The organism is Haloferax sp. S2CR25 (genome assembly GCF_031624535.1).
Taxonomy (GTDB): Archaea; Halobacteriota; Halobacteria; order Halobacteriales; family Haloferacaceae; genus Haloferax; species Haloferax massiliensis.
Window position 1 is genome coordinate 20,451 of record NZ_JAMQOO010000010.1, and the last position, 22,669, is coordinate 43,119.

The following is a 22,669-nucleotide window of genomic DNA, read 5'->3' on the forward strand; positions in this document are numbered from 1 at the left end:
GCTGTATCCCCTCCCTACTCGCTCCCTCCGGTCGCTCGTTGAGGGAGGGGCCTTAGCGCCTATCTTCAGGTAATTGATGACCGGGAACGCAGACCTCGAACGGTAGGCGACAGTCGAGAGAGGCGAACACATTCGAATGCACGGTCGGGCGTAATCATTGCTTCATTTTCGTAAGGACAACTAACAAAACAGATGGCTGTGATGGTCTAGATATGCAAGCTGCCCTCTTGGACGGGATTCTCGAGTCGTTACGGATCGGCGTCGGCTTCCTCTGGACCGCTGCGTGGGCGATCATCATGGGGCTGACAATCACGAGCCTCGTCCAGGTCTACGTCTCCAAAGAGCGCATGGCTCAGATCCTTGGAGACGCCGACGTCAGCGGACTCACAAAAGCAACCGTCTTCGGCGCCGCGAGCAGCGGGTGTAGCTTTGGTGCCGTCGCGATCGGCAAAGGGTTGTTCAAGAAAGGGGCGGCCGTCGTGAACTTCCTCGCATTCATGTTCGCGTCGACGAACCTCATCATCGAACTCGGCCTGATGATCCTGATTCTCCTCGGCTGGGAGTTCCTCGTCGCCGAACTCCTCGGTGGCATCATCCTCATCGCCGTGATGGCGCTTCTCGTCCACCTGACGCTTCCCGAGAACCTCTTCGAAGACGTCCGGGAGGAACTGAATCAGCACGATCACGACCAGGGCATCACCGAAGACCCAACCTGCGGGATGGAAGGGAAAGACGAATTTTCGATCGTGACCGATGGTGGTGAAACGCTAAAATTCTGTTCTGCGGGCTGCATGGAGACGTATGAGCAGGAGATTGCGAGTAGCGGCGGGTGGCGTGACGAGCTCCTCTCGTGGGGCGGCTGGTACAAGGTCGGCAACCAGTACCGCAAAGAATGGTCGATGATCTGGAAGGACGTTATCGCAGGTTTTCTCATCTCAGGGTTCGTCATCGTCTTCGTTCCACAGTGGGTGTGGAACACGCTCTTCCTGAAGGGTGATGGCCTGCTCGCGAGTGCGGAAAACGCGGTTATGGGTGTGACCGTTGCTGTTCTCAGTTTCGTCGGGAGTATCGGAAACGTTCCCTTTGCCGTCGCGCTCTGGGGTGGTGGCGTCAGCTTTGCGGGCGTCATCGCGTTCGTCTACGCCGACCTCATCACGATTCCCGTCCTGAACGTTTATCGGAAGTACTACGGCTGGAAGGTGATGGCCTACATCCTCGGTGTGTTCTTCGTGACGATGGCGTTCACCGGCTTCCTCATGGAACAACTCTTCGAGGTACTGGAGATCGTTCCGAACCTCGCCAGCGGTGAAACGGCCACGGAGAAGACGTATTTCGAGCTCAACTACACGTTCTACCTTAATTTGATCGCGTTCGCCCTCTCGGGGTTCCTCATCTATGTTTACAGGCGAGGGCTCGGTGCGCCTGGACAGTACCGTGATCCGGTCTGCGGGATGCGGACGGATGATGACGGGCCGAGTATCACTCACGACGGCGAGACGTACTACTTCTGCTCGAAGCGATGCAAGCGATCGTTCGAGAACAGTCCTTCCGAGTTTGCCCATCAGCACCCGCAAGTCTCAGGAGCTGGGGGTTCCCAGAGCCATGAGCATCACTAACCGCTCTGAGACAGCATTGAGTGTTTCAATCGTGCGTGGACTCCGTGCGGATGATACCCGCTACGTTATCCATCTGTGCTGAAACATGTGCGCTCTCGCCAGCGACGTGCGTAATTAGATCATCCAAGGTGATCATGCCGACGACGCTCTCGTCTTCAATGACTGGGACGTGTCGGGCACCAGCATCGTTCATTTGTCTGAGCACTTTTGGGATCTCAGCATCTGCTGATACGGTGAGAGGGTCACGCGTCATTATGTCATTGGCTCGTATGTTGTCTCCGCTCGTCTCGGCAGCGAGCACACTGAACTCACTCTCCTCGGTGAGTACGTCGGCGATCAGGTCCCGGTCGGTGATGATCCCGGCGAGCTGATCGGCCTCTTCCACCACTACATACCTCGCACACTTCGATTGAGAGATCATCGTGTGAGCGATCTCGGCGACCGTGGCATCGGGGGCGACACGGGCAACCGACTCATCTGCGATTCGCCCGATATCCATCCGGAGGTCCGTGGGCCTAGTTCCCATACTAGCCGGTACGATTCATAACGGGAAATATCTTAGTATTGGCAGGTGACTATGGATGCCTCACGTCCGGTCGTTATCCGCCAGTTGATAGCTCTGTCATCCCTGTACACATAAAGAACAGAGACGAACTACGGCCCACCGAAGCGTGTACAGTACGGGAACATACCGGCCGCGACAACCAGTGTCACCACGAAACCGACTTGTAAGATAATTATCTGTGCCAGTTGAAAAGTGTCTCTCAATAAGTCCGCCAAGACCAATCACAACTGCTACAGCAATGTCTCGCCAACTTTCACTCATGAACGGATGCCACGACATATCGAGGCGGGATGAATGAATCGTCGGCGAGCCGATACAGTAGTCGGTGGCCTGGTCGCTGCCGTCTTCATCGTCGGCGGTGCGCTCAGCTGGCAAGCGTACCAGCAACAGCAGGTCTTCGAGGAGATGGGATCGATGATGGGCATGTCGATGGGGTCAGTTCACGGAACGAACCCGCTCTGGTACGGCCTCGGGACCCTCCTCGTCTCGGCTGTCATCGGTGGGGGGTATCTCGCGGTCCGAGACGACTTCACCAGCACAGACGCAAACGACCGCTCACAGACGGAGATGGCGAATCCAACTGAGAGTATCGAATCGCAGGATGGGGCCGTTCAAGCAGAGGAAAAGATCAATCCGGAGTCCCAGCCACAGGCTCGCGTATTGGACCTCTTGCCGGATGACGAACGCCGAATCCTCGAACCGGTCCTCTCGTCCCCAGGTATCACACAGATCGAACTCCGAGATCGCTCGAACTTCTCGAAGAGCAAGGTCAGTCAGACGGTGAGTGCCCTTGAGAAGCGCGGCTTACTGTACCGCGAGCGCCAAGGGCGAACGTATCGCATCTATCCGAGCGACGACTTACAACAGAAACAGGCGAACTAGCGGGATGTTCTACGCGTGTCCGTGATCGTTCACCGTATCGCCGGGACTAAACTCCGAACGAGGACGGCCGTATGAACCTCCCTCATCGCGAGGCCTTTACTCGCTGACCGCGAAACCGAAGGCAATGACCTCCGTAGAACTTTCTCGGCGTAAGCTCCTCCAATTATCAGGATTATCGGCTCTCGGAGCGCTTGCGGGGTGTGCCAGTCAGCTCCCGGGGACCGACGATGATGGAGATCGTGCGGTGACCCCCCGTCCGACTGTCACAGCTGACCCAGATACATCCGTCAGCCTCACTGCGACGTCTGGGACCATTCGACCAGCTTCGGATGCGTCGACGACTACTTGGCTGTACGATGGACAGTACCCGGGCCCAGAGCTGCGCGTGCAGGAAGGTGACGTGCTCAGCGTGGAACTGGCTAATGACCTTCAGGAGGAGACGACGATTCACTGGCACGGAATTCCCGTTGCGAATCCGGTCGACGGAGTGCCGAACGTGACGCAAGATCCAGTTGCCTCCGGTGATACATTCACATACAAGTTCCGTGCCGAACCCGCTGGGACGTATTTTTACCACAGCCACGTCGGACTCCAACTCGATCGTGGATTACTCGGCCCCCTGATCGTTGAAGAACGTGACCCACACGTCGAATACGACCGCGAGTACGTTGTCGTTCTCGACGATTACCTCTCTAAAGAACCCCGTCTTCCGTCGGACGGTGGGATGGGTGGTGGCGGAATGGGTGGAATGATGGGAGACGTTCGACCGCCATACGAGGGGCTTTTGATTAACGGTCAACTGTCCGAGAACCCCCAGACGTTCGACGTAACGGAGGGCGATCGGATTCGCTTTCGGTTCGTGAATGCCGCCAGCGCGACAGTCTTTGGTGTGCGAATCGCTGGACACGAGCTGTCGGTGACGCATGCCGATGGCCAGCCCGTCGAACCGGTCGAGGCTGACTCGTTCGTCTTCGGAGCCGGCGAGCGGTACGACGTCGTGGTCGAAGCGACGAATCCGGGAAGATGGTTCGTTCAGGCGGACGCACTCGACGGGAACGAACCACCAGCTAGAGCCGTCGTCGAGTACGAATCCACAGGTGGTTCGGGCACCCCCCAGACCCCATCGTCCTCGAGTAACCGATTGCAGTACGGCGACCTTCGAGCACTCTCCTCGCTCGACGGTGTGAGCGACGATCCCGACCGGACGTTCGACTTGACGCTGTCTCGCGGTAGGGGTGAGTACGTGTGGACGATTGACGGACAGGCCTATCCGGACGCCGATCCGCTAAATATTCGACCCGGAGAACACGTTCGGATTCGGATGACCAACCAGAGTCCAGTCGTCCATCCGATGCACCTTCACGGCCACTTCTTCCAGGTCGGCAACGCAGTCAAAGACACCGTCATCGTTCCGGGACATCGAGGGCAGGTGACGATCGACTTCCACGCGGACAATCCCGGCCGGTGGTTGTTCCACTGTCACAATCTCTACCATCTCGATGCGGGCATGGCGCGTGTCGTGAGATACGTCGAGTGACTCGGTTGCAGGTCCGGGTTCCGATCGTTCAGGCTGTTGTTCCTGTGGCCTTGGTCCTCCCGGGAGAGGGCTTGAGTGCTAATCCATCGAATTCGAGCCGGAGAAACGCTCCTTGTCCTGAAAAACGATTAGAACACTCTATACACGTTCTCGAACGTTCTCCTGCGTGGATTCACACCCACGTCGATAACTCCCGAGGGGTCCTACGAGTAACCGAGGAGAAAGACAATGACCAACTTCAAACTCGGCGGCTGGCTGCTCGTGGCGCTCGCGATCGTCGGACTCGCGTTCGCCGCGCCCGTGGTCAGCGCACACGGCACCGACACGACCGCAGACGATGCGCCCACTGACAATGCTACCGCCGATGACTGGGCGGCCTGGATGGAGGCGCAGATGACCGAACACATGGGCCCTGGTAGCGTCGAGTGGATGGAATCGCACATGGGTGTGACCGTCGACGAGATGGCCCAGGACATGGCTGACAACGACTACAACGGCGGGATGTACGGGCAGGGCCACTGCTGATAGGCCCTGAGCGTTTCGACCGCTTCGACCGAATACCGAAACTCACCACCAATTCACAATTATGACGAAACCCACCACTCACCTCGGACGTACTGCTCGTCGACTCGCGCTACTCGCCGTCTCACTGCTGGTCGCAGCGACTGGAACAGCTGCTGCCCACGGTAGTGGAAGCTACGGCGGCGGTATGATGGGCGGCGGCTGGGGCGGTATGGGCGGACTTGGCGGCTTCGGGATGCTCGGGGGCGGGATGTTCCTCTGGCCGCTGCTCCTGATCGGACTCATCCTGCTCTTCGTGTACGGGACTAACCGCGAGGGGCAGTCCTCTGGGCCGGATACTGCACTCACCGAACTCCGCGAGCGCTACGCGCGGGGTGAACTCTCGGACGAGGAGTTCGAGAACCGACGAGCCTCGCTCACCCAGTGAGTGCTGACTCCCTCCGTTCACATCCTCTCGTGGCTTCCACTCGCATCCGTATCGTCGGCTGGCACCTCCGGAGGTGCTCCAGTGACCACGAGAGGGAGCCTTGAATGACGGGGCGATTTGCTGGGCCAGCAAATGGACTCGGCCGGTTATGTCTCCTGCAATCATCCATAGTATTGTGGAGAGAAGGAACGGACACACAAAATGCAGATGGGTTCCTGAACTACCCTGACGACAACGATCTCTCCGACTCCGTCGGGGACGAATCAAGCGATCTGAACAGAACTCGACGTGCGTCGACTCCGGTCACGTACTGACTCGAAACGCGCGTCACGACAAAACCGACCACCACAATGAACGACTCGCAACACACAGCCCGAATCGACTCACGAGAACAACGCAGACAGGCTGCCGAGCGCCGCCGATTCCGTGCCTTCACCGCACCGGAGGCGTGGGGCGGTGCTGGACTGTCGGACGCAGAAGCCGAGAGACTAATCGCGATCTTGGAAACCCAACACACGGCATAGAATCATGACGTACACCATCACTACAACGATCGACGCACCGTTCGACGACGTCGTAACCGCAGTCACGACCGCGCTCCAGGACGAAGGATTTGGCATCCTCTGTGACATCGACGTCAAGACGACGCTGAAAGAAAAGCTCGATGTCGACGTCGACCAGTACCGGATTCTCGGTGCCTGCAATCCCCCGCTCGCCCACGAGGGGCTCGTCGAAGAGCCAGACCTGGGAGCTCTCCTCCCCTGCAACGTCGTCGTCTACGAGACGGATGCCGGTGACGTCGTCGTGAGCGCCGTCGACCCACAGCAACTCGTCGCCATCACGGAGAACTCGGAGTTGGACGGGATCGCGACCGAGGTTCACGAACGCTTCCAGCGAGTGCTCGCAGTTGTAACCGACCAGCTTACCACGGAAAGTGAACTCCAATGACGACAACGAATCGAACCAGCACAGCGACGATCGTCCTCCTCGTACTCGGAGCGCTCGTCGTCCTTCCGCTCCTCACGATGGGCGGGGGGATGATGGGATTCGGCGGCTTCGGAATGCTCGGCGGCGGAATGTTCCTCTGGCCGCTGCTCCTGATCGGACTCGTCCTGCTCCTCGTATACGGCGTGGGCAATCGAGACCGGAGCGACGACACCGGCCAAGCCCAAGCAATCGAAACGCTTCGCGAGCGCTACGCTCGCGGAGAACTGACTGAGGACGAATACGACGACCGTCTACGAACGCTTCGCAACGAACAACTGGGTTCGTAGATCCATCGAAAGGCCGTGCCGACGACTACCCGAAGACTCCGACGACCCGGCGAACCCGATGCTGCTGAACAGCCACGGGTAGCGCTGACCAGCAGAGCGGCTCCGAACGACACCCAGACACGACCGTGACTTCCACACCACCGACCGACGCGCCGGCAGCAGCCAGTAAGCGCGCACAGGCGACGACGCGTCCGCGACTCCCAGCGAACAACTGGCGAGTCATCATCTGTCAGGGGCTCGTCTTTTGGATCGTCGTCTTCGCTGGATTTCTGGGCCTTCCACCGCGGCATCCGCTCCAGTTCGGGGTCGCGATCGCCACGATCTACGTGGTTCCACTGGTTCCGATTGGTCTCTACCTGGACGTGCGTCAGGCCCACCGCACGAGTGAGTGTCGGCTCACCGTCAGGACGTACGCGAGGAATCTGGCGCGCGACTTCGTCAACTGTTTCCCGCGGGACAGCTCGTTCGGCGACTCCCGACAGGACTTGGTCGCCTGTGGTTCAGGGACTCACGAGACGTCCGACACACCGGGACCGGGGTCTGCACTGACCGGTGACTCCGCAAGCAGTGACACCAATCTCACCGCAGTCCAGGGGCATCGGTTGTCCGCCGATCAGGTGGGAGAGAGCATCAGTATCCCCAATCGATGGGTGGCAGGTGTTGAGCGTAGACTTTCGAAAATGAATAGTAATTCCAATAAAGCGCAAGACCGTAGATTCGGTTGTAAAAGGGGTACCAACTCGCGCCCCACAGAACACAGATTGCACTCATGACGAGCTTACTCGAAGCGGTACGGACGGTCGGAGAACAGTTGTCGACCTCGGGATCCAGGAGATTCCTCGAGAGGAGCGGCCACGCTGGCCCACACGGCATGCATGGCGGTCGTGGGAGGAGTCTTGGGAGACTCTTCGGCGGTGGAATGATGGGGCACGGCCATGGTCGGCATAGGGGTCGATCTGGCTGTTCATCGCATCACTCGTCGCACGAGTCTACCCCTCCAACGGAGTCTTCGGAGGCGGGACCGAGCGAAGAGGCACCCGGTTCCGACCGCGCGCTCGCGATACTTCGCGAACGGTACGCACGTGGTGAAATCGACGAAGGGGAGTTCGAGACCCGGCGTGACACGTTGAGAGGTATGAGATGAGAACCGGTCGGAGAACGCAGCAACACGACCCAACAGATTCACACATGACTCGTAACTACACCAGGCGGAACTGGCTGAAGACCCTCGGTATCGCAGGGAGCGTGACCGCTGGCGTTTCATTAGCCGGATGCTCGACACAGGCACCGAACAATGGAGAGGTCTACGTGACCAACCAAGGAAGTAACACAGTATCGGTGATAGATTCAGCAGCAATGGAGGTCCAGACGACCATCGAGGTCGAGAAGCGGCCCCATTTCGTTGCCTTTTCTCCCGATGGCTCGCGAGCGTACGTCGTCAATAACGGTGCGGACATCATCACCGTGATCGACACGGCCGCTCGTCAAGTGATGAGTACCATCGATGTGGGACCAAATCCGCTCCACACAGCGATCAGCCCCAGTGGCAATTACGCGTACACTGCAACTGGGGGTACCAAAGAGGTACGGCGTATCGATCTCCAAAAAGAGATGGTAGATCAAAAGATTTCAGTTGGAACGATCGCCCACGTACCGGCGTTCAGTGCGGACGGAAGCCAACTCTACATCGGTGGTGGTGAGAGCCAGAAGACGATCGTCATCGACACTGAAGCGGGGCAGATACTCACGGAAGTTCAAATCGGTCCGACAACTCACGTGGCGGAGCCATCTCCGGACGGGTCGATCATCTACGCCTCCAGCCGTGGCAAGGACCAAGTCACCGTTATCGACGCTGCTTCGTTGGAAGTGAGCGACACGATCGATATCGGCAGCGGGACGCACGGAATCGCATTTCATCCCGACGGGAACTACGCGTACGCGACCAGCGAGTCGGCAAACGTCGTGTCGGTGATAGACACCGCTACGAAACAAGTAGAGGAGAAAATAAGCGTAGGAGAGATACCGCACATTGTAAAAGTGAGACCGGACGGACGCTACGCCTACGTGACCAATATCGGCTCCGGCAGCATCTCCGTGATCGACTTGACGACCCAGCAGCGGGAAACCGACGTGGAAGTCGGTTCAATGCCCACTGGCGTTGCGGTGCGCCCGTAAAATCAGTACCACGACTACAGAAGAATGACGACAGACGATTCCCCATCACACCCGCTGTTCGCGGCCGTGTACGATCCGGTGACGAAACACGCCGAGGAGACACTTCTCCGGGAGCACCGCGAGTTTCTCACCAAGAATCTGAACGGAGCTGTGCTCGATCTCGGGGCGGGGACCGGTGCGATGTTCCCGTACTTCGAAGCGGCAACCGAGTACGATCCATTGCTCGTCTTCCACGCGATCGAACCGGATCCACACATGCGACGACGAGCGGAACAGAAAGCGAACGACCTCGACCTCGACATCGAGATTCGCCCCGAGGGGGCGCAATCGCTTCCGTACGCCGACGACTCGTTCGATGTCGTCATCGCGTCGCTCGTGTTCTGTACGATTCCCGACGTCGACGCGGCACTCGACGAGGTCGCCCGGGTACTCAAACCAGGTGGCGAGTTCCGATTTCTCGAACACGTCCACGCTGACGGGTGGCTCGCGCACGTCCAAGACGCCGCAAATCCCGTCTGGCGGCGCGGCGCAGCCGGCTGCCATCTCAACCGCGACACGGCAGCGACCTTCAGAACCGACGATCGCTTCGAGGTGGCGGAGCTCGACGAGTTGGAAATCGGCATCCCGCCGGTGAAGCCGTTCGTTCGCGGAACGCTCGTCGCTCTCGACGAGCACCGGAATCCGTGGGAACGTGTCTTCGACTGCATTCCGTCGCGGCTTGGGACACTGCTCACCCCGGAGCGGTGACCGTCCTTTCGAATCGAAGATCCTGTCGGGTCACGGGCTATGATATTGAATAGTAAGTCCAATAACTACCAAGACCGTATAGACACCTGTGACCGAAGTCATCCTCTTCACCCAGGAGACGTGTGGGGCGTGCGCCACGCAACGAGAGAAGAACGAGGGCATCGAGGACGAGTTCCCCGATGTCGAGTTTCGCGAGGTTGACATCCAGAAAGACTTGGAGACGGCTGAAGAATACGGTGTCCGGAAGACGCCCACGACGCTCATCTACGCGAATGGCGAGCAGGTCGGCGAATTCATCGGCATCGTCGAGCGTGACGAGCTGGAGGAGGCGATTCAAGAAGCGAAGGTCCACCGCCTTGGACTCGCACAACGACTCGTCGATTTCGTTCGAGGATAACCACTCACAGAAGACAAAGCACACTGACCACTGATAATGAATGAAACCAGATCCACTCCGAATAGTATTGTACGATTCGAACAAATAAACGTGCGATCAATCCGTCGTACCACCAGAAACCACAGCCCATGACACGCTCCACTATCGACCCCGCTCTCACCTACCTCCGTGACCATCAGGACGACGTCGTTGACCTGACGAGTACGCTCGTCGGATTCGACACGCAGAACCCACCGGGCGACACCCGTGAGATCGTGACGTGGGTCGAGTCGTTCTTCGCCGACCTCGACATCGAAACCGAGCGAGTCGTCTCCGACCCAAAAAAGCCGAACCTCGTGGCGACCCTTCCGGGCTCGTCCGACCGGAGGCTCCTCTATCAGGGACACCTCGACACCGTACCATTCGACCCTGACGAGTGGACGTTCGATCCACTCGGCGAACGCGACGGTGACCTGATCTACGGCCGCGGCACAACCGACATGAAAGGTGCTGTCGCGGCGATGCTGACCGTGGCACAGGCGTACGCCGAAACCGACACAGAGCCACCGATGACCATCGACTTTGTGCTGGTGAGCGACGAAGAAGTCGCCGGCGATGCGGGGTTGCCGACACTCCTCGAGACGTGGGACGTCTCCGCGGACGCGTGCGTCATCGGCGAGACGACCTGCGAGCAGGGCCGACACTCGACGACGGTCGCCGACCGGGGGAGCATCTGGCTCACCCTCGCGGCGACGGGGCAGTCCGCCCACGGATCGCGCCCGATGCTCGGCACGAACGCGATTCGATGTCTATGCGACGCCGTCGACGACGTCGAATCGACGCTCTCCGAGACGACGTTCGATCTCGACCCGACCGTCCAAGCAGTCGTCGACGAGTCGGTCGAGTACTACGAACCACGGTTCGGTGAAGAGATCGCACGGGACCTGTTCGAGCAACCGTCGATGAATCTCGGCGTCGTCCGCGGCGGTGACCGCGTGAACGTCGTTCCAGGGGCCGCAGAGGCTCACCTCGACGTTCGGCTCACCGCCGGTGTGAATACCCCCGACGTGCTTGACAGCATCCGCGACATCGTGGCTGGTCACGACTGCGTCGAAATCACCGACGCGAACTGGTCCATCGGGACGTACGAAAACCCCGACGGGCCGCTGGTAGACGCCGTCGTCGCCGTGGCCAGCGGCGTCACAGGAGACCGGGTCTACCGTCGAAGTGCGACCGGCGGTGGCGACGCGAAAAAGATTCGAAACGCCGGCATCTCGACCGTCGAGTTCGGCCTGGGAACGGACACAGCTCACGCCGTCGACGAGTTCACGACGAGGGACGCGCTCGTCGGAAACGCTGAAGTGTACGCGCGTCTGCCCGCCGAACTCCTGAAACGCCTCGACACCGGGTCGGGACAAGCCAAGTCTTCGAATACGGGCACGGCGAGCACCCACGTCGTCCAGCGGGTCACGCAATCGGGTGACCAGCGGTGACGCCCGCCGAGCTGCGGGCGTCGATCCCCGCACTCGACGAGGCGACCTACCTGAACACGGGCGCGCACGGACCGAGCCCACGGGCCGTCGTCGAGCGAGTGGAGCGATTTCTCGAGTATCATGAGTACGAGTCTCCCGCAGACGATGGACCGTATTCGACGGCGTTCGCAACCTACGAGGACGTTCGCGCGGACGTCGCGGACTTCCTCGGTGCGGACGCGAGCGAGATTGCGCTGACCCAGAGCACCACCGATGGCATCAACCGGATCGCCACCACACTCGACTGGTCGCCGGGCGACGTTGTCGTCAGAACCGATCTCGAACACCCCGCTGGCATCCTCCCGTGGCGGCGGCTCGAACGCGAGGGCGTCGAGGTACGCGTCGTCGAGAGCGAGAACGGTCGGCTCGACCGAGATCAGTACACCGAGGCGGTCGAGGGTGCATCCCTCGTCTGTTTCAGTGCCGTGACGTGGAACTACGGGACACGCCTCCCCGTCGGTGACCTCGTCGACGTCGCACGTGACGCGGGAGCACTCACACTCGTCGACGCGGTGCAGGCCATCGGGCAGCTCCCCGTGGACGTCCACGAGTGGGGGGCAGACGTGGTCGCCGGGGCCGGGCACAAGTGGCTCCTCGGACCGTGGGGCGCGGGATTCCTCTACGTCCGCCGCGCGCTCGCCGATCGACTCGAACCCCGGGCGGTCGGCTATCGCGGCGTGACGGAGCCGACGAGTGAGACGACGACGTTCAAACCGGGCGCGCCTCGATTCGAGATCGGGACGACGAGTCCGGCGGTACACGTCGGCCTCCGCGAAGCCATCGACCTCGCCGAGCGCGTCGGACTGGACCGAACCGAGGACCACATCACGTCGCTCGCGGACCGGTTCGTCGATGCGGTCCCTGTCGACAGGCTGGTGAGTCCGCACACTCCCGAGTCAGGCCTCGTCACGATCGACGTGGACGATCCCGCAGCGACGGTCGACCGGCTCGCCGCCGAGGGTGTCGTCGTTCGAGCGCTTCCCGAGCCGAACGCAGTTCGGGCGTCGTTCCATTCCTTCAACGACGAATCGGACGTCGACACCCTGCTCGATACGCTCGCCAACGAATGGTAGGTGGCGTGCCTGCTGACAGGCTGACGATGAATACATCAGGAACACCGAAACCAACTCATGAACTCCAATAGACGACAATTCCTGCAACTGCTCGGCACTGGTGCCGTCGCAAGCGCGGGACTCACCGGAACGGCAGCCGCACAGGAGACGCCCGTCGTGAAGATGGGCAACAACTACTTCGACCCGATCGGCTTGTATGTGGAGCCAGGCACGACGGTTCGATTCGAGATCGAAGCTGGCGCGCATTCGGCAACGGCCTACTCGGAGCGGATTCCGGCCGACGCTGATACGTTCGACAGCGGGACAATCTCCCGAGGGAGTTTCGAACATACCTTCGAGACACCGGGAACCTACGATTATTACTGCATTCCGCACCGCTCGGTGGGGATGGTCGGCCGCATCGTGGTCGGGCAACCCGGCGGGCCAGCCGAAGACAGTCAGATTCCGGACGGCGACGTGCCCGCGAGTCAGACGATCGTCGAGCAGGGCACCGTTCCGTACGGCTCCTCGTCGGGGACAGGGAGTAGTCGAACTGACGACGGAATGATGGGATCTGGCGGGATGGGCGGCGGAATGGGTGGTGGGATGGGTGGTTCGAACACCGGGGTAGGCGGCGGGTCACTCGTCGGGGTGTTCGGCGGGCTGGTCGCCATGCTCGGCGTCGCTGGTGGAGCCGTCTACTGGCTGATGCGTCGGGGAGACGCTGAAACCGCTACCGATGCTGATTCGGCCATGGACGCACTCCGGGCGCGCTACGCACGGGGCGAAATCGACGACGAAGAGTTCCACGAACGTCGCGCCCGGCTCGAAGAGGGTGACGGCCACTTCGAAGAGTAAGCCAAATGCAGGTTTGTCGACGAAGGTCTTCGAATCGTGCGGTGTCAAATCGGTGCGGGTGAGGGTACTCGGCTAGCGGTATCGATTCACCGATGGAGGGAGAGGTCTACGAGAGACGAGCACGCCGCGTTTCGAATTCTTCCTCGGAGAGTTCGCCGCGTGCGTACCGTTCCCGAAGGAGTTCGAGCGCACGGTCCGAGCCGTTCTCGCGGGACTGACCTTGCGTCGTCACCCAGTAGACGAGAACGACGGGGAGACCGATGAGGAGAACTATCCAGACGAGGCCGAACAGCAGCATACCACCGCCCCAGACGCCCCATCCCCAGCCGTCCATGTGGCCGTCATCCCACATGTGATCCCATCCCCAATCAGACTCGCCATCGGCTGCGTGTGCAGCCACGCTTCCAGTGGCAGTCGACAGTACGAGAGTTGCGATGACGAGGATCGTCAGTGAGCGAGTCATCATCCAGCGCATCGTGTGTTGCATTTCGTGTCTCCTGTTTCGTGTGGTTGTGTTATTGCGTGCTTGTTGGCTCGTGTGGGTTACCCAAGGTTACCCAAGGACGTATTCGAGCGCGGGGTAGCGCTCGACGAGCGCTTTCCCACCGATTTCGTACTGTTCGAGGTACGCGTCGAGCCCGAGGATGCGTCCTGCGCCGAAGGCGGCGACGGCCAGGAACACGAGCATGTACGCGAAGTCACCGTTGACCAGGCCGTGTTCGACGCTCCAGTTCCCGAAGTAGAACATGAGCATCATGAGCGCGCCGAAGAACGCCGCGAGGCGGGTCAGCGCGCCGACGAGCAGTCCGAGACCGATGAACAGCTCGCCCCACGGAACGGCGAGGTTGGCGAACTCGACGAACCACGGGGTCGACCCCATCCACGCGAACATACCCGCGAGGGGGTTGCCGTTCGCCGCCGCGACGTTCGTCAGGTAGCCGCCAGCCGCGAACGGTTCCGGGCCGGTGAGCTTCGTGAACCCGGAGTACGCGAACGCGTACCCCATCATGAGCCGGAGTGCGAGGACGAACCACGCGCTCAGACTGTGGGCACGACCGCGGACGGTGAAGCGCCCGATACGACTCTCTAACTCGTTCACACCGGATTGAGGGGTGGTAGTAGCCATCTGTGATACACCTACAGATATCCATAGGGTGACTGAGACGATATACCCGGGAGACGATTTGCTGACACGGAAAATCGGGAGTGTCGTCGTCGCGTTCTGGCTGTTCGTGCATTTATGATCACTACGGTGATAGGTTGCCAATCTTCGAGCCAGAAATCACGCCGTCACTGAGTCTCGTAGCCGTCCCTATCGAACGCCATCGATCCCAGAAGTGATCGTGTCGCGCTCGAAGTAGAGAATCTCCAACCCGAGGACTACGGCGGTCACGACGAGAACCACACCGAAGACCGCAGGTTCCATCACGGCGAGATGGTATACCAGCGAGGGGAAGAACAGTATAGCGCCGAGGGCACCGATAGCCGGGAGGAATGCCGTCCACACCCCATCACGGTGTCTCAACGCGAGCACGCTCATCGAGCCGAATACAGAGATGAACGCGAGCGACGCGAACGATGTAATTCCCTGCAGGCTTCCGTAGGCGGTGAACGCAGCGGTGATCACACCCAACACCACGAGCGTTCGCGACGGGACGCCGTCGGCATCGGAATCCCCGATCTGGTCGGGCAACAGGTCGTCTTCGAGCATCCCAGTCGCGAAGTGTGCCGACGAGAACAGCGTCGCGTTAATCGCGCTCCCGGTCGAGAACAGCGCGGCCAACGAGATGAGGAAGAAACCGATTCGTCCCATGAACGGTTCGGCTGCAATCGCCAGGGAAATCTCCGGGTTGGCCGCGATCGTCTCCGGCTGGAGCAACCCCGTTGTCACGACCGTCACTAACACGTAGAGCCCGAGTGACGCCGGGATCGAGAGGTAGATTGCTCGTGGAATCGTCGTTCGCGCCTCTCGGAGGCTTTCCTCGTCGTAGAAGAGCAGCTGCCATCCCTGGAACGCGACGAACGAGAGTGCCGCAGACATGAGCAACCCGCCCGTCGCAACCGACGAGAGCCCGGTCGTCAGCTGGCCCGTCTCGAGTCCGAAATAGAACCCCCACACGCCGAACAGGACCAAGATCCCGACTTTCGCAGCAACGAGGAGTACCTCCGTCGATCCACTTGCTCGCGCACCGAGAATGTTCAGTCCCACAAATCCAAATACCGCCAGTACTGATACGACCGGTCGTAGTGGGAGACCGAAGGCTTCCTCGACACCGAGAAGCCGCGTCGAGAAGCTACCGAACGCATACGCGTACATCGCCATCGAGCCGACATAGCCGAAGAGAAGCGTCCAGCCGACCATCCCCGCTATCGTCATCGACTCCACGAACTCCTCGAGGAAACTGACTGACCCACCGCTCACGTCACCCAGCCGCTGGAGGCGAACGTACGAATAGCCGGCACACAACGCCACGATACCACCGCCGGTGAAGGCCAACCACGCCGACGCTCCAGACATCTCTGCGACGACACCGAGCACGGCGAAGATTCCGCCTCCGATCATCCCGCCAAGCGCGATTGAGACAGCACCGAGGAGGCCCAGCTTCTCACTCATCGTCTCTCTTTTCGGTCGCTTCGTTTACCCTGTTTGTCGTTACGAATCCAAATCGATTCGGAACAGCATCGAGGAGTTGCGTGAATCGATAGTCAGGTTCGAAAGAGCGAGTAAAACCACGCTTCGGTATCGGGGTGGAGCCCCCGATGGACGGCGTGAACCGCTGTAGCGACCGACACCGCAAAGACGGCGTGGACCAGATGCATCGGGATCCACGTAATCAGCAACGTGCCCACCCCAATTACCACTGTGAACAGCGCACCGACTCCAATCCTGAAAAAGAGCGGGCGCTGAATTACCAGGACAGACTCCCGATAAAGGAGCGCGTAACACAGAGCTGCAAGCACACCAGCGACGAGTATCGAAAGCACCGGGAGTAGTAGTGGATTCATCGCGGCTCACCCCCAGAGTATCCCAACCGTGGGTGAATATACCCCATCCCAGCGACCACAGCGGTCACACCGAGGATAGCACCCGTTTCAACCGTTGCGAGAAGGCCGTGCGGAAGCGGCGTGAGCATCACGAAGTGCGCGAGGCCGAACAGCAGGCCAACGAGCGGAATCCCGACAAGCAGTCGACCGTACACCCCCTGGTACTGCTGCCAGATAGCGGGCGTTTTCGCGGCTATGTAAGCGGTACTCATGAGGATAATGCCCGTCGAGAGTGTATCGCCGACTGTGGTGAGCATATGGCTATCTACTCCTGCCAGCCACAAGTCCGTTATCCCTCGTCGGCGACACACCGTTCTTGATTCCCAATTCCTGCCGGAGTGAGACAACGCAATCGAAAGAATCGAACACGATATATTCCACATGGGAAGCCACAATCGCATTAGGAAAGGGGGACGTATACACACGCCACCAAGACAATGGACAGATCAGATTACGCGATCCTCTCGGTCATCGCCGTAATCACCGTCGCCATCGGCGTCGTCACGACGACAAAACCGCTCGGGACGTTCGTCGTGGAGAGCACACGACAGGCCGCGACGACGACCGCCGCGATGGCGTGGATCACCTGGTGGGCGCTCGTGATCGGGTTCGCCATCGCCGGTGGCGTGGAGGCATGGGTCTCGACCCAGCAAATCTCGGAGCTGCTCGAAGGACACGGTCCGCGATCCATCGGTCTCGCCACATTCTTCGGGTTCGTCTCCTCGTCGTGTTCGTACTCGGCCATCGCCACCGCGAAGAACCTCTACAAGAAGGGGGCGTCCGCGGCGGCGGCGCTGGCGGCATTCCAGTTCGCTTCGACGAACCTCGTCATCGAGATTGGTATCGTCATCTGGTTGTTGCTCGGCTGGGAATTCCTGCTGGCCGACGTGGTCGGTGGCCTGCTGCTCATCGGGCTGATGTCGGTCGGCTTCGTCTACGTCGTCCCCGACAAGATCCTCGACGAAGCACGCGAGAACGTCACCGACGACGAGGGTATTACCGTGCAGGATCCCGTCTGTGGGATGGAGGTCGATCCTGAGGAAACCGACTACTCCATCGAGCACGATGGCCAGACGTACTACTTCTGCTCGCAATCCTGCAAGGACTCCTTCGACCCGGAGGAAGCGAACACGTCGATTCCAGAGAAGGCGACCTCTCTAGCGGGGTGGAAATCGCTTGCGGACAAACAGTGGAAAGAGTGGGCGATGCTGTGGGACGAGATCGCTATCGGGTTCATTTTCGCCGGCCTCATCGCCGGGTTCATCCCCGAGTCGGTCTGGACGAGCGTCTTCTCCGGGGCCGTGTTCGGTTTGCCGGTGTACGTCCTCTGGACGGCCGCGCTGGGTGCGATCATTGGCGTCGTCACCTTCGTCTGTTCGGTCGGCAACGTCCCGTTCGGGACCGTCCTCTGGACCAAGGGACTCCCGTTCGGCTCGGTGCTGTCGTACATCTTCGCGGACCTCATCGTCCCGCCGATTATGAAAGCCTACGACGAGTACTACGGGACGACCTTCGCGGCGGTGCTGTCCCTAATGATCTTCGTCAGTGCCGTTATCGTCGGGTTCGTGGTCCACTTCCTGTTCCTGGGGCTGGGCCTCATCCCCTCGCGGGCCTCCGCGCAGATCGCCGAAGTGTCCATCGAGCTCAACTACAAGCTCGTGTTGAACGTCCTCGCGACGGCGTTCTTCGCGTTCCTCTACTGGCTGCACAAACAGGATTCGGTGGCTGGCGGGGAACGCGGTGAGGAAGGGCACGCGGCGATGACGGACTGAACAACCAACAGCCACTCAACGTATTTTATTCTGGGGAACATCGGTACGACTGATGATTCGACGGCTCCTCCACGGGTTCGGATATATTGCAGCTCACGTGCTCTTTCTCGGCACGAATACACCACAGGCTGTCGTTCGACGGCTCCGAATCGCGTACCGGCTCGTCGGCGTTCGCATCGTCGAGACGCCGCGAGTCGATGCAGTCGAGCGAACGATCTTCCTGTGCCCGTACCGGAATCTGGGTGCCACGTGGTTCGGGGAGAAGTGGGTCTGTCACGACATCCTCGACCGCGTCGACGACGGCTACGTCACGTATCTCCGCAGACACAAGGGCATCAACTACCAGCGCCCCCGTGGGTGTGCCGATCTCGAGTACTGTAGCGAGTCGACGTACTGCTACTCGGAAGTCTCAGAACGATCGGAGATCTCGGAGTAACGGATGACGTCGGACTCGCTCCACGACCGGATTACGGACCAGTTCTCGTATCGGGGGGAGCAGGCCGATATCTGGCGCGGATTCGACCTGCTACTCGACACCGAGTCGTTTCTCAATATGGGGTATTCGCGTTGGTATCAGCCGCTCTTCCTCGGATCGAGTCAGCGACGTCTCGCAGCGAAGGTGGCGACCGAACTGGAGCCTCGTCTCCCCGACAGCGAGGATGTGCAGCTACTGGATGTCGGCTGTGGGCGAGGAGGTCCAACAATCGAACTCGCCGAGAAACTACACGTCCCTGCGATTGGAGTTGATCTCGTCCCGTTCAACATCGCTACCGCATACACGAACGCGGCAGATCATGGGCATCCTGCGGCGTTTCTCGTGGGTGATGCGACCAGACTACCGATTGCGACGACTTCGGTCAGTGTCTGTACCGCAATCGATTCGCTGGTCTACATCCCAGACAAGCCCAGTGCGTTCGCAGAGCTATCGCGTGTGCTCGAACCAGACGGGGTGATCGCGGTGTCGGACCTGCTCACGAGTAGTACGATAGGAGCGGCTGAAGCTGATGTTATCACTGATTTCGCGGAGGCGTGGGATATGCCGCCACTCTCGAACGTCGACCAGTATCTGACCGATCTCGAACACGCTGGTTTCACCATCGATACTGTGCAGGACATTACTGCGAACAGCGTCGGTCGGTTCAGAAAGTGGACAGGCCTAGTTTTGTTCCTCAACGCGTATGCCGACGGGATCGTTGAACGGGCTCTCTCACGCCGGGGAATAGATCGACAGGCGGTCATCGATCAGATTCGACGGGCGCATCGAGCGCTTCCGCATCTCAGACACCTGCTGGTCACCGCTACACGCCGATGAAAACAGGTGAGATAGAGGTCGCTGTCAGCAGTGGAAAGCCACTGCTTGGGGACTCCTACGTCAGCAGGGTGCTCATCGATGTCGTTCTAGAGAATTGACTCCCCAGATCATACCAACATCGATTATCGAGGCGCGAGTGCGTAGAGTGTCCCATCACCGTATCGGCCGGCGACATAGGCAATCCCGTCCGCAACAACGACGCGAGAAAACCCATCGCAGGTGCGTTTGAATCGCCACTGTTCAGTCCCGGCGGCATCGATGGCGTACAGGGTCGTGAGATCGTCTCGACTTCCTCGGTCACCTGCTGCTTCTGTCGCACTGACGTACAGCGTGCCGGGAGCCGCCGAGAGCGCACTCCACGTTTTCAGGCGACCGGGAATAGGTCTGGACCACAGTTCGCTTCCGTCGCGGGGGTCTACCGAATACACGGTCGATTGGGTCCCCTCGGGAGTGAAATCACCCGCGTACACAGCCTCACCATCGGTGACAGGCGCTGTTTTGACACCCCCAAACGTCCATCGAACATCGCCCGAGGAGGGATCAATGCCGACGAGCGACCCACCCGAAATCGCGACGAGCGTCTCGCCAGCCATTACGGGGCCTTCGTACGCTCCGCCACGGCCTGCAGGCATCGGTGTGTGCCAGATCGTCGTTCCGTCGGTGGGATCGAGCGCGTACACGTCCGAGGATTCGACCTGCGCGTAGAGTCGCCCGCCAGCAACGAGCGGGTCGCCCCCCAATTCGTCATGATCCCCCAGCGATCGCTTCCACCGAACCGATCCATCATCGATAGCCAATGCGAACAGGTCCTCGGGATACGACGAGGGGTCGTGGCTGAGTTCGGGATCAGTGTTACCGACGAAGACCGTGTCGCCATCGATCGTCGGCATCGAGGAGAGCCACCCTTCCCACTCGTGAGTCCACCGATGGCCACCATCGGACGTCGCTCTGGCCAGCAGATCGTTGCCAGCGGGACAATAGACAGTCTCGTCGGCCACTCGTGGACCGAGATACGATGCGCCCCCGGTCGAGACTCGCCACCGTCGATTACCACCGGTCCGGTCGAAGGCTGAAAGACCGCCCTTGGAACTCGTTACGTAGACCGTGTCCTCGTCGACGGCTGGAATCGGAATGCGCCCACCAATCGAGGCTGTCCACTGGACGGTGACTCCTGACTCTCCCTCGTTCGCCTCTGAAGCGGTGGCTGTCGTCTCCGTCGTGGATGATGTGGTTGATCGAGCTTCCGTACCCGTCGACGAGCGTTCGGGAGTAGTTCCCCCTGGGTTTTCCGTCGTACAGCCAGCAAGAGCCGCCAATCCGACGGCACCGAGGTGGAGGGCCGAACGTCGCGTACAGGGACGCTTCATGACAGCATGTGTAGCAGTGTCGGTAAGTGCTTTCTCGTGAACTCCTGCCTCTGTGATCTCAATCGCGTCGACGGAGTAATGACACTGCTACATCAGCCTACTGACGAACAGGTGTCGATCTGGAGTTCTCGTACTCGGATTCACTCGACGCAACAGCTCATGGTCGAGGTATCACGTCGGAACGCCTGACACGCGTGCTTGAATCCTTCGGAGAACGTCGGGAACGGATGAACGGTATCGATGATGTCGTCGACGGTAAGTCCGAACTTGACGGCGAGTGTCGCTTCGGGGATCATATCTGCCGCCCGTGACGCGACCATATGGACGCCAACGATCTCGTCGGTTTCGTGGTGCTTGACGACCTGAACGAGCCCGGCAGTATCCTTCACGGCCTTGGCTTTCGGTACGTCCTCCATTCGGATCGTGCGACACGTACAGGTCCCGTACTCGTTCATGTACTCGCGTTCGGTGGTCCCTACGGATGCGACCTCGGGACTCGTGAAGACGACCGCCGGGACGCTGCTGTAGTCAATCGTCTTCCCCTCTGCACCGAAGGCGTTCGTGACCACGTGATTCCCCTCCTTCGCGGCAACCGTCTCCAGCATCGGCTCGCCGATGACATCCCCCGCCGCGTACACGTCGGGGTTCGCCGTTTGGAAGTGCTTGTCGACGACGACCGCACCGCGCTCGTCCGTATCGACGCCGATCGTGTCGAGCCCGATATCCTCGCTATTGGGCCGTACACCGGTCGCCACGAAGAGTTCCGCTGCGTCGAAGGTTTGCTCCACACCGTCAGCGATGGTTCGGACGACGACGCCCGAGTCACGTGCTGCCACTTCGCCGTTCACGGCAGCGGTCACCACTTGCTGGACGTTGTTCCCGGTGACGACTTCGATGCCCTCGTTGCGGAAGCATCGTTGCATCTCGCGGCCGAGTTGGCCTTCCATCCCAGACAGGACGTGCTCGGAGCGCTGGAGGATCGTCACGTCGACGCCGATTCGGTGGAGGATCTGTCCCCATTCCAGTGCGATGTAGCCGCCGCCGAGGACGATGATGCTCTCGGGAAGGTCACGGTGTTCGAGAATGGTCTCGCTGGTGTAGTAGTCGATTTGATCGAGCCCGTCGATAGGCGCGGCCCACGGAGAACTCCCGGTTGCGATGAGGGCCTTCTCGCCCGTAATATGCATCCCTGCGTCCTCGCCGTTGACGACCTCGATGATTGTCGAGTCGACGAATCGGCCGTAGCCCTCGTAGATGTCGGTGTCGAAGTGCTCTGCGACATCGACGTAGTTCTCCTGGTGAAGTCGTCCGACGAGTTGGTCTTTCTCGTCCAGGGCCGTTTCCCAGTCGACCGCTGGCTGGTTCTCGCCGTACGTGATGGCCTCGAACGGCGTATGTGGTGGTTCGTACGCCGTCTCGGCAACCGCAAGGAGGTGCTTGCTCGGGATACATCCGACGTTCACGCACGTCCCACCGAGTGGCAAGCCGGTATTGACCATCGCCGTCGAGAGGTCACGGCGATCCGCCTCGGTGATCGCAGCGAAGGCAGCTGCGCCCCCACCCAGAATCACGAGATCGTACGGCCGAGCGTTAGACATGCCTCTACGTTC

At 60.2% G+C, this 22,669-nt stretch carries 25 protein-coding genes; 17 read left to right on the plus strand and 8 right to left on the minus strand.

From position 1 onward, the window contains the following. Window positions 1-212 precede the first annotated feature (212 nt). Entirely contained in the window at window positions 213-1,616 is a 1,404-nt protein-coding gene (locus NDI65_RS18090; protein WP_310894041.1) for a permease, read from the plus strand. Window positions 1,617-1,641: 25 nt separating this feature from the next. Here the strand turns inward: NDI65_RS18090 and NDI65_RS18095 are convergent, their stop codons facing one another. Next, the gene (locus tag NDI65_RS18095) at window positions 1,642-2,142 is read right to left on the minus strand and encodes a CBS domain-containing protein (RefSeq protein WP_310894042.1); all 501 of its coding nucleotides are present in this window, start codon (window positions 2,140-2,142) and stop codon (window positions 1,642-1,644) included. A gap of 333 nt (window positions 2,143-2,475) precedes the next feature. Between NDI65_RS18095 and NDI65_RS18100 the strand changes: the two genes are divergently transcribed. From NDI65_RS18100 to NDI65_RS18160, 13 genes are all read left to right on the plus strand, one after another. Further along, entirely contained in the window at window positions 2,476-3,063 is a 588-nt protein-coding gene (locus NDI65_RS18100; protein WP_310894043.1) for a MarR family transcriptional regulator, read from the plus strand. Window positions 3,064-3,187: 124 nt separating this feature from the next. Further along, on the plus strand, window positions 3,188-4,600 hold the full coding sequence (locus tag NDI65_RS18105; protein ID WP_310894044.1) for a multicopper oxidase family protein: 1,413 nt from the start codon (window positions 3,188-3,190) through the stop codon (window positions 4,598-4,600). 228 nt (window positions 4,601-4,828) lie between these two features. Then, complete coding sequence (locus NDI65_RS18110) at window positions 4,829-5,125, plus strand: hypothetical protein (RefSeq protein ID WP_310894045.1); 297 nt, start codon at window positions 4,829-4,831, stop codon at window positions 5,123-5,125. Window positions 5,126-5,186: 61 nt separating this feature from the next. Beyond that, a complete protein-coding gene (locus tag NDI65_RS18115; RefSeq protein ID WP_310894046.1) occupies window positions 5,187-5,549 on the plus strand; it encodes an SHOCT domain-containing protein in 363 nt (120 codons plus the stop codon). A 528-nt stretch (window positions 5,550-6,077) separates the two neighbouring features. Then, window positions 6,078-6,497, plus strand: a complete 420-nt coding sequence (locus NDI65_RS18120; RefSeq protein ID WP_310894047.1) for a DUF302 domain-containing protein — start codon at window positions 6,078-6,080, stop codon at window positions 6,495-6,497. Continuing rightward, complete coding sequence (locus tag NDI65_RS18125) at window positions 6,494-6,823, plus strand: SHOCT domain-containing protein (protein WP_310894048.1); 330 nt, start codon at window positions 6,494-6,496, stop codon at window positions 6,821-6,823. The genes NDI65_RS18120 and NDI65_RS18125 overlap by 4 nt, the downstream gene beginning before the upstream one ends. A gap of 922 nt (window positions 6,824-7,745) precedes the next feature. Next, complete coding sequence (locus NDI65_RS18130) at window positions 7,746-7,967, plus strand: SHOCT domain-containing protein (RefSeq protein ID WP_310894075.1); 222 nt, start codon at window positions 7,746-7,748, stop codon at window positions 7,965-7,967. Window positions 7,968-8,011: 44 nt separating this feature from the next. Then, window positions 8,012-8,998 (plus strand): beta-propeller fold lactonase family protein, encoded by a 987-nt coding sequence (locus NDI65_RS18135; protein ID WP_310894049.1) that lies wholly within the window; start codon window positions 8,012-8,014, stop codon window positions 8,996-8,998. A 24-nt stretch (window positions 8,999-9,022) separates the two neighbouring features. Then, window positions 9,023-9,745: a class I SAM-dependent methyltransferase gene (locus NDI65_RS18140; protein ID WP_310894050.1), complete on the plus strand. Its 723-nt coding sequence runs from the start codon at window positions 9,023-9,025 to the stop codon at window positions 9,743-9,745. A gap of 88 nt (window positions 9,746-9,833) precedes the next feature. Next, window positions 9,834-10,142 (plus strand): thioredoxin family protein, encoded by a 309-nt coding sequence (locus tag NDI65_RS18145; protein WP_310894051.1) that lies wholly within the window; start codon window positions 9,834-9,836, stop codon window positions 10,140-10,142. 128 nt (window positions 10,143-10,270) lie between these two features. Then, window positions 10,271-11,614: a M20 family metallopeptidase gene (locus NDI65_RS18150; protein WP_310894052.1), complete on the plus strand. Its 1,344-nt coding sequence runs from the start codon at window positions 10,271-10,273 to the stop codon at window positions 11,612-11,614. Then, window positions 11,611-12,726, plus strand: a complete 1,116-nt coding sequence (locus tag NDI65_RS18155; RefSeq protein ID WP_310894053.1) for an aminotransferase class V-fold PLP-dependent enzyme — start codon at window positions 11,611-11,613, stop codon at window positions 12,724-12,726. Before NDI65_RS18150 ends, NDI65_RS18155 begins: the two co-directional genes overlap by 4 nt. 57 nt (window positions 12,727-12,783) lie before the next feature. After that, the gene (locus tag NDI65_RS18160; RefSeq protein WP_310894054.1) at window positions 12,784-13,563 is read left to right on the plus strand and encodes a plastocyanin/azurin family copper-binding protein; all 780 of its coding nucleotides are present in this window, start codon (window positions 12,784-12,786) and stop codon (window positions 13,561-13,563) included. Between the two features lie 106 nt (window positions 13,564-13,669). Here the strand turns inward: NDI65_RS18160 and NDI65_RS18165 are convergent, their stop codons facing one another. From NDI65_RS18165 to NDI65_RS18185, 5 genes are all read right to left on the minus strand, one after another. Further along, the gene (locus NDI65_RS18165) at window positions 13,670-13,915 is read right to left on the minus strand and encodes an SHOCT domain-containing protein (protein WP_310894055.1); all 246 of its coding nucleotides are present in this window, start codon (window positions 13,913-13,915) and stop codon (window positions 13,670-13,672) included. 201 nt (window positions 13,916-14,116) lie between these two features. Further along, window positions 14,117-14,689 carry a DoxX family protein gene (locus NDI65_RS18170; RefSeq protein WP_310894056.1) on the minus strand — a complete coding sequence of 191 codons (573 nt, stop codon included), beginning with the start codon at window positions 14,687-14,689 and terminating at the stop codon, window positions 14,117-14,119. Between the two features lie 186 nt (window positions 14,690-14,875). Continuing rightward, complete coding sequence (locus tag NDI65_RS18175) at window positions 14,876-16,177, minus strand: APC family permease (protein WP_310894057.1); 1,302 nt, start codon at window positions 16,175-16,177, stop codon at window positions 14,876-14,878. Between the two features lie 92 nt (window positions 16,178-16,269). Next, the gene (locus NDI65_RS18180; protein ID WP_310894058.1) at window positions 16,270-16,569 is read right to left on the minus strand and encodes a hypothetical protein; all 300 of its coding nucleotides are present in this window, start codon (window positions 16,567-16,569) and stop codon (window positions 16,270-16,272) included. Beyond that, a complete protein-coding gene (locus NDI65_RS18185; protein WP_310894059.1) occupies window positions 16,566-16,865 on the minus strand; it encodes a hypothetical protein in 300 nt (99 codons plus the stop codon). Before NDI65_RS18185 ends, NDI65_RS18180 begins: the two co-directional genes overlap by 4 nt. 180 nt (window positions 16,866-17,045) lie before the next feature. Between NDI65_RS18185 and NDI65_RS18190 the strand changes: the two genes are divergently transcribed. The 3 genes from NDI65_RS18190 to NDI65_RS18200 are packed head-to-tail and all read left to right on the plus strand — an operon-like array spanning window position 17,046 to window position 19,692. Continuing rightward, window positions 17,046-18,380, plus strand: a complete 1,335-nt coding sequence (locus NDI65_RS18190; protein ID WP_310894060.1) for a permease — start codon at window positions 17,046-17,048, stop codon at window positions 18,378-18,380. A 52-nt stretch (window positions 18,381-18,432) separates the two neighbouring features. Beyond that, window positions 18,433-18,816 carry a hypothetical protein gene (locus tag NDI65_RS18195; protein WP_345784714.1) on the plus strand — a complete coding sequence of 128 codons (384 nt, stop codon included), beginning with the start codon at window positions 18,433-18,435 and terminating at the stop codon, window positions 18,814-18,816. Between the two features lie 3 nt (window positions 18,817-18,819). Next, window positions 18,820-19,692 (plus strand): class I SAM-dependent methyltransferase, encoded by an 873-nt coding sequence (locus tag NDI65_RS18200; RefSeq protein WP_310894061.1) that lies wholly within the window; start codon window positions 18,820-18,822, stop codon window positions 19,690-19,692. A 122-nt stretch (window positions 19,693-19,814) separates the two neighbouring features. Here NDI65_RS18200 and NDI65_RS18205 read toward each other — a convergent pair whose 3' ends face one another. Together NDI65_RS18205 and merA are read right to left on the minus strand one after the other, a co-directional pair. Beyond that, entirely contained in the window at window positions 19,815-21,059 is a 1,245-nt protein-coding gene (locus NDI65_RS18205; RefSeq protein ID WP_310894062.1) for a PQQ-binding-like beta-propeller repeat protein, read from the minus strand. Window positions 21,060-21,199: 140 nt separating this feature from the next. After that, complete coding sequence (merA, locus tag NDI65_RS18210; protein ID WP_310894063.1) at window positions 21,200-22,657, minus strand: mercury(II) reductase; 1,458 nt, start codon at window positions 22,655-22,657, stop codon at window positions 21,200-21,202. Window positions 22,658-22,669: the final 12 nt, after the last annotated feature.

Excerpts from the sequence above, each read along its gene's own strand:
- NDI65_RS18195 (WP_345784714.1), top strand. The coding sequence starts at position 18,433 with ATGATTCGACGGCTCCTCCACGGGTTCGGATATATTGCAGCTCACGTG.
- NDI65_RS18150 (WP_310894052.1), top strand. The coding sequence starts at position 10,271 with ATGACACGCTCCACTATCGACCCCGCTCTCACCTACCTCCGTGACCAT.
- NDI65_RS18130 (WP_310894075.1), top strand. The coding sequence starts at position 7,746 with ATGGGGCACGGCCATGGTCGGCATAGGGGTCGATCTGGCTGTTCATCG.
- NDI65_RS18200 (WP_310894061.1), top strand. The coding sequence starts at position 18,820 with ATGACGTCGGACTCGCTCCACGACCGGATTACGGACCAGTTCTCGTAT.
- NDI65_RS18110 (WP_310894045.1), top strand. The coding sequence starts at position 4,829 with ATGACCAACTTCAAACTCGGCGGCTGGCTGCTCGTGGCGCTCGCGATC.
- NDI65_RS18185 (WP_310894059.1), bottom strand. The coding sequence starts at position 16,865 with ATGCTCACCACAGTCGGCGATACACTCTCGACGGGCATTATCCTCATG.
- NDI65_RS18170 (WP_310894056.1), bottom strand. The coding sequence starts at position 14,689 with ATGGCTACTACCACCCCTCAATCCGGTGTGAACGAGTTAGAGAGTCGT.
- NDI65_RS18090 (WP_310894041.1), top strand. The coding sequence starts at position 213 with ATGCAAGCTGCCCTCTTGGACGGGATTCTCGAGTCGTTACGGATCGGC.
- NDI65_RS18115 (WP_310894046.1), top strand. The coding sequence starts at position 5,187 with ATGACGAAACCCACCACTCACCTCGGACGTACTGCTCGTCGACTCGCG.
- NDI65_RS18140 (WP_310894050.1), top strand. The coding sequence starts at position 9,023 with ATGACGACAGACGATTCCCCATCACACCCGCTGTTCGCGGCCGTGTAC.
- NDI65_RS18095 (WP_310894042.1), bottom strand. The coding sequence starts at position 2,142 with ATGGGAACTAGGCCCACGGACCTCCGGATGGATATCGGGCGAATCGCA.
- NDI65_RS18180 (WP_310894058.1), bottom strand. The coding sequence starts at position 16,569 with ATGAATCCACTACTACTCCCGGTGCTTTCGATACTCGTCGCTGGTGTG.
- NDI65_RS18120 (WP_310894047.1), top strand. The coding sequence starts at position 6,078 with ATGACGTACACCATCACTACAACGATCGACGCACCGTTCGACGACGTC.
- NDI65_RS18205 (WP_310894062.1), bottom strand. The coding sequence starts at position 21,059 with ATGAAGCGTCCCTGTACGCGACGTTCGGCCCTCCACCTCGGTGCCGTC.
- merA (WP_310894063.1), bottom strand. The coding sequence starts at position 22,657 with ATGTCTAACGCTCGGCCGTACGATCTCGTGATTCTGGGTGGGGGCGCA.
- NDI65_RS18175 (WP_310894057.1), bottom strand. The coding sequence starts at position 16,177 with ATGAGTGAGAAGCTGGGCCTCCTCGGTGCTGTCTCAATCGCGCTTGGC.
- NDI65_RS18125 (WP_310894048.1), top strand. The coding sequence starts at position 6,494 with ATGACGACAACGAATCGAACCAGCACAGCGACGATCGTCCTCCTCGTA.
- NDI65_RS18190 (WP_310894060.1), top strand. The coding sequence starts at position 17,046 with ATGGACAGATCAGATTACGCGATCCTCTCGGTCATCGCCGTAATCACC.
- NDI65_RS18105 (WP_310894044.1), top strand. The coding sequence starts at position 3,188 with ATGACCTCCGTAGAACTTTCTCGGCGTAAGCTCCTCCAATTATCAGGA.
- NDI65_RS18135 (WP_310894049.1), top strand. The coding sequence starts at position 8,012 with ATGACTCGTAACTACACCAGGCGGAACTGGCTGAAGACCCTCGGTATC.
- NDI65_RS18100 (WP_310894043.1), top strand. The coding sequence starts at position 2,476 with ATGAATCGTCGGCGAGCCGATACAGTAGTCGGTGGCCTGGTCGCTGCC.
- NDI65_RS18160 (WP_310894054.1), top strand. The coding sequence starts at position 12,784 with ATGAACTCCAATAGACGACAATTCCTGCAACTGCTCGGCACTGGTGCC.
- NDI65_RS18165 (WP_310894055.1), bottom strand. The coding sequence starts at position 13,915 with ATGTGGGATGACGGCCACATGGACGGCTGGGGATGGGGCGTCTGGGGC.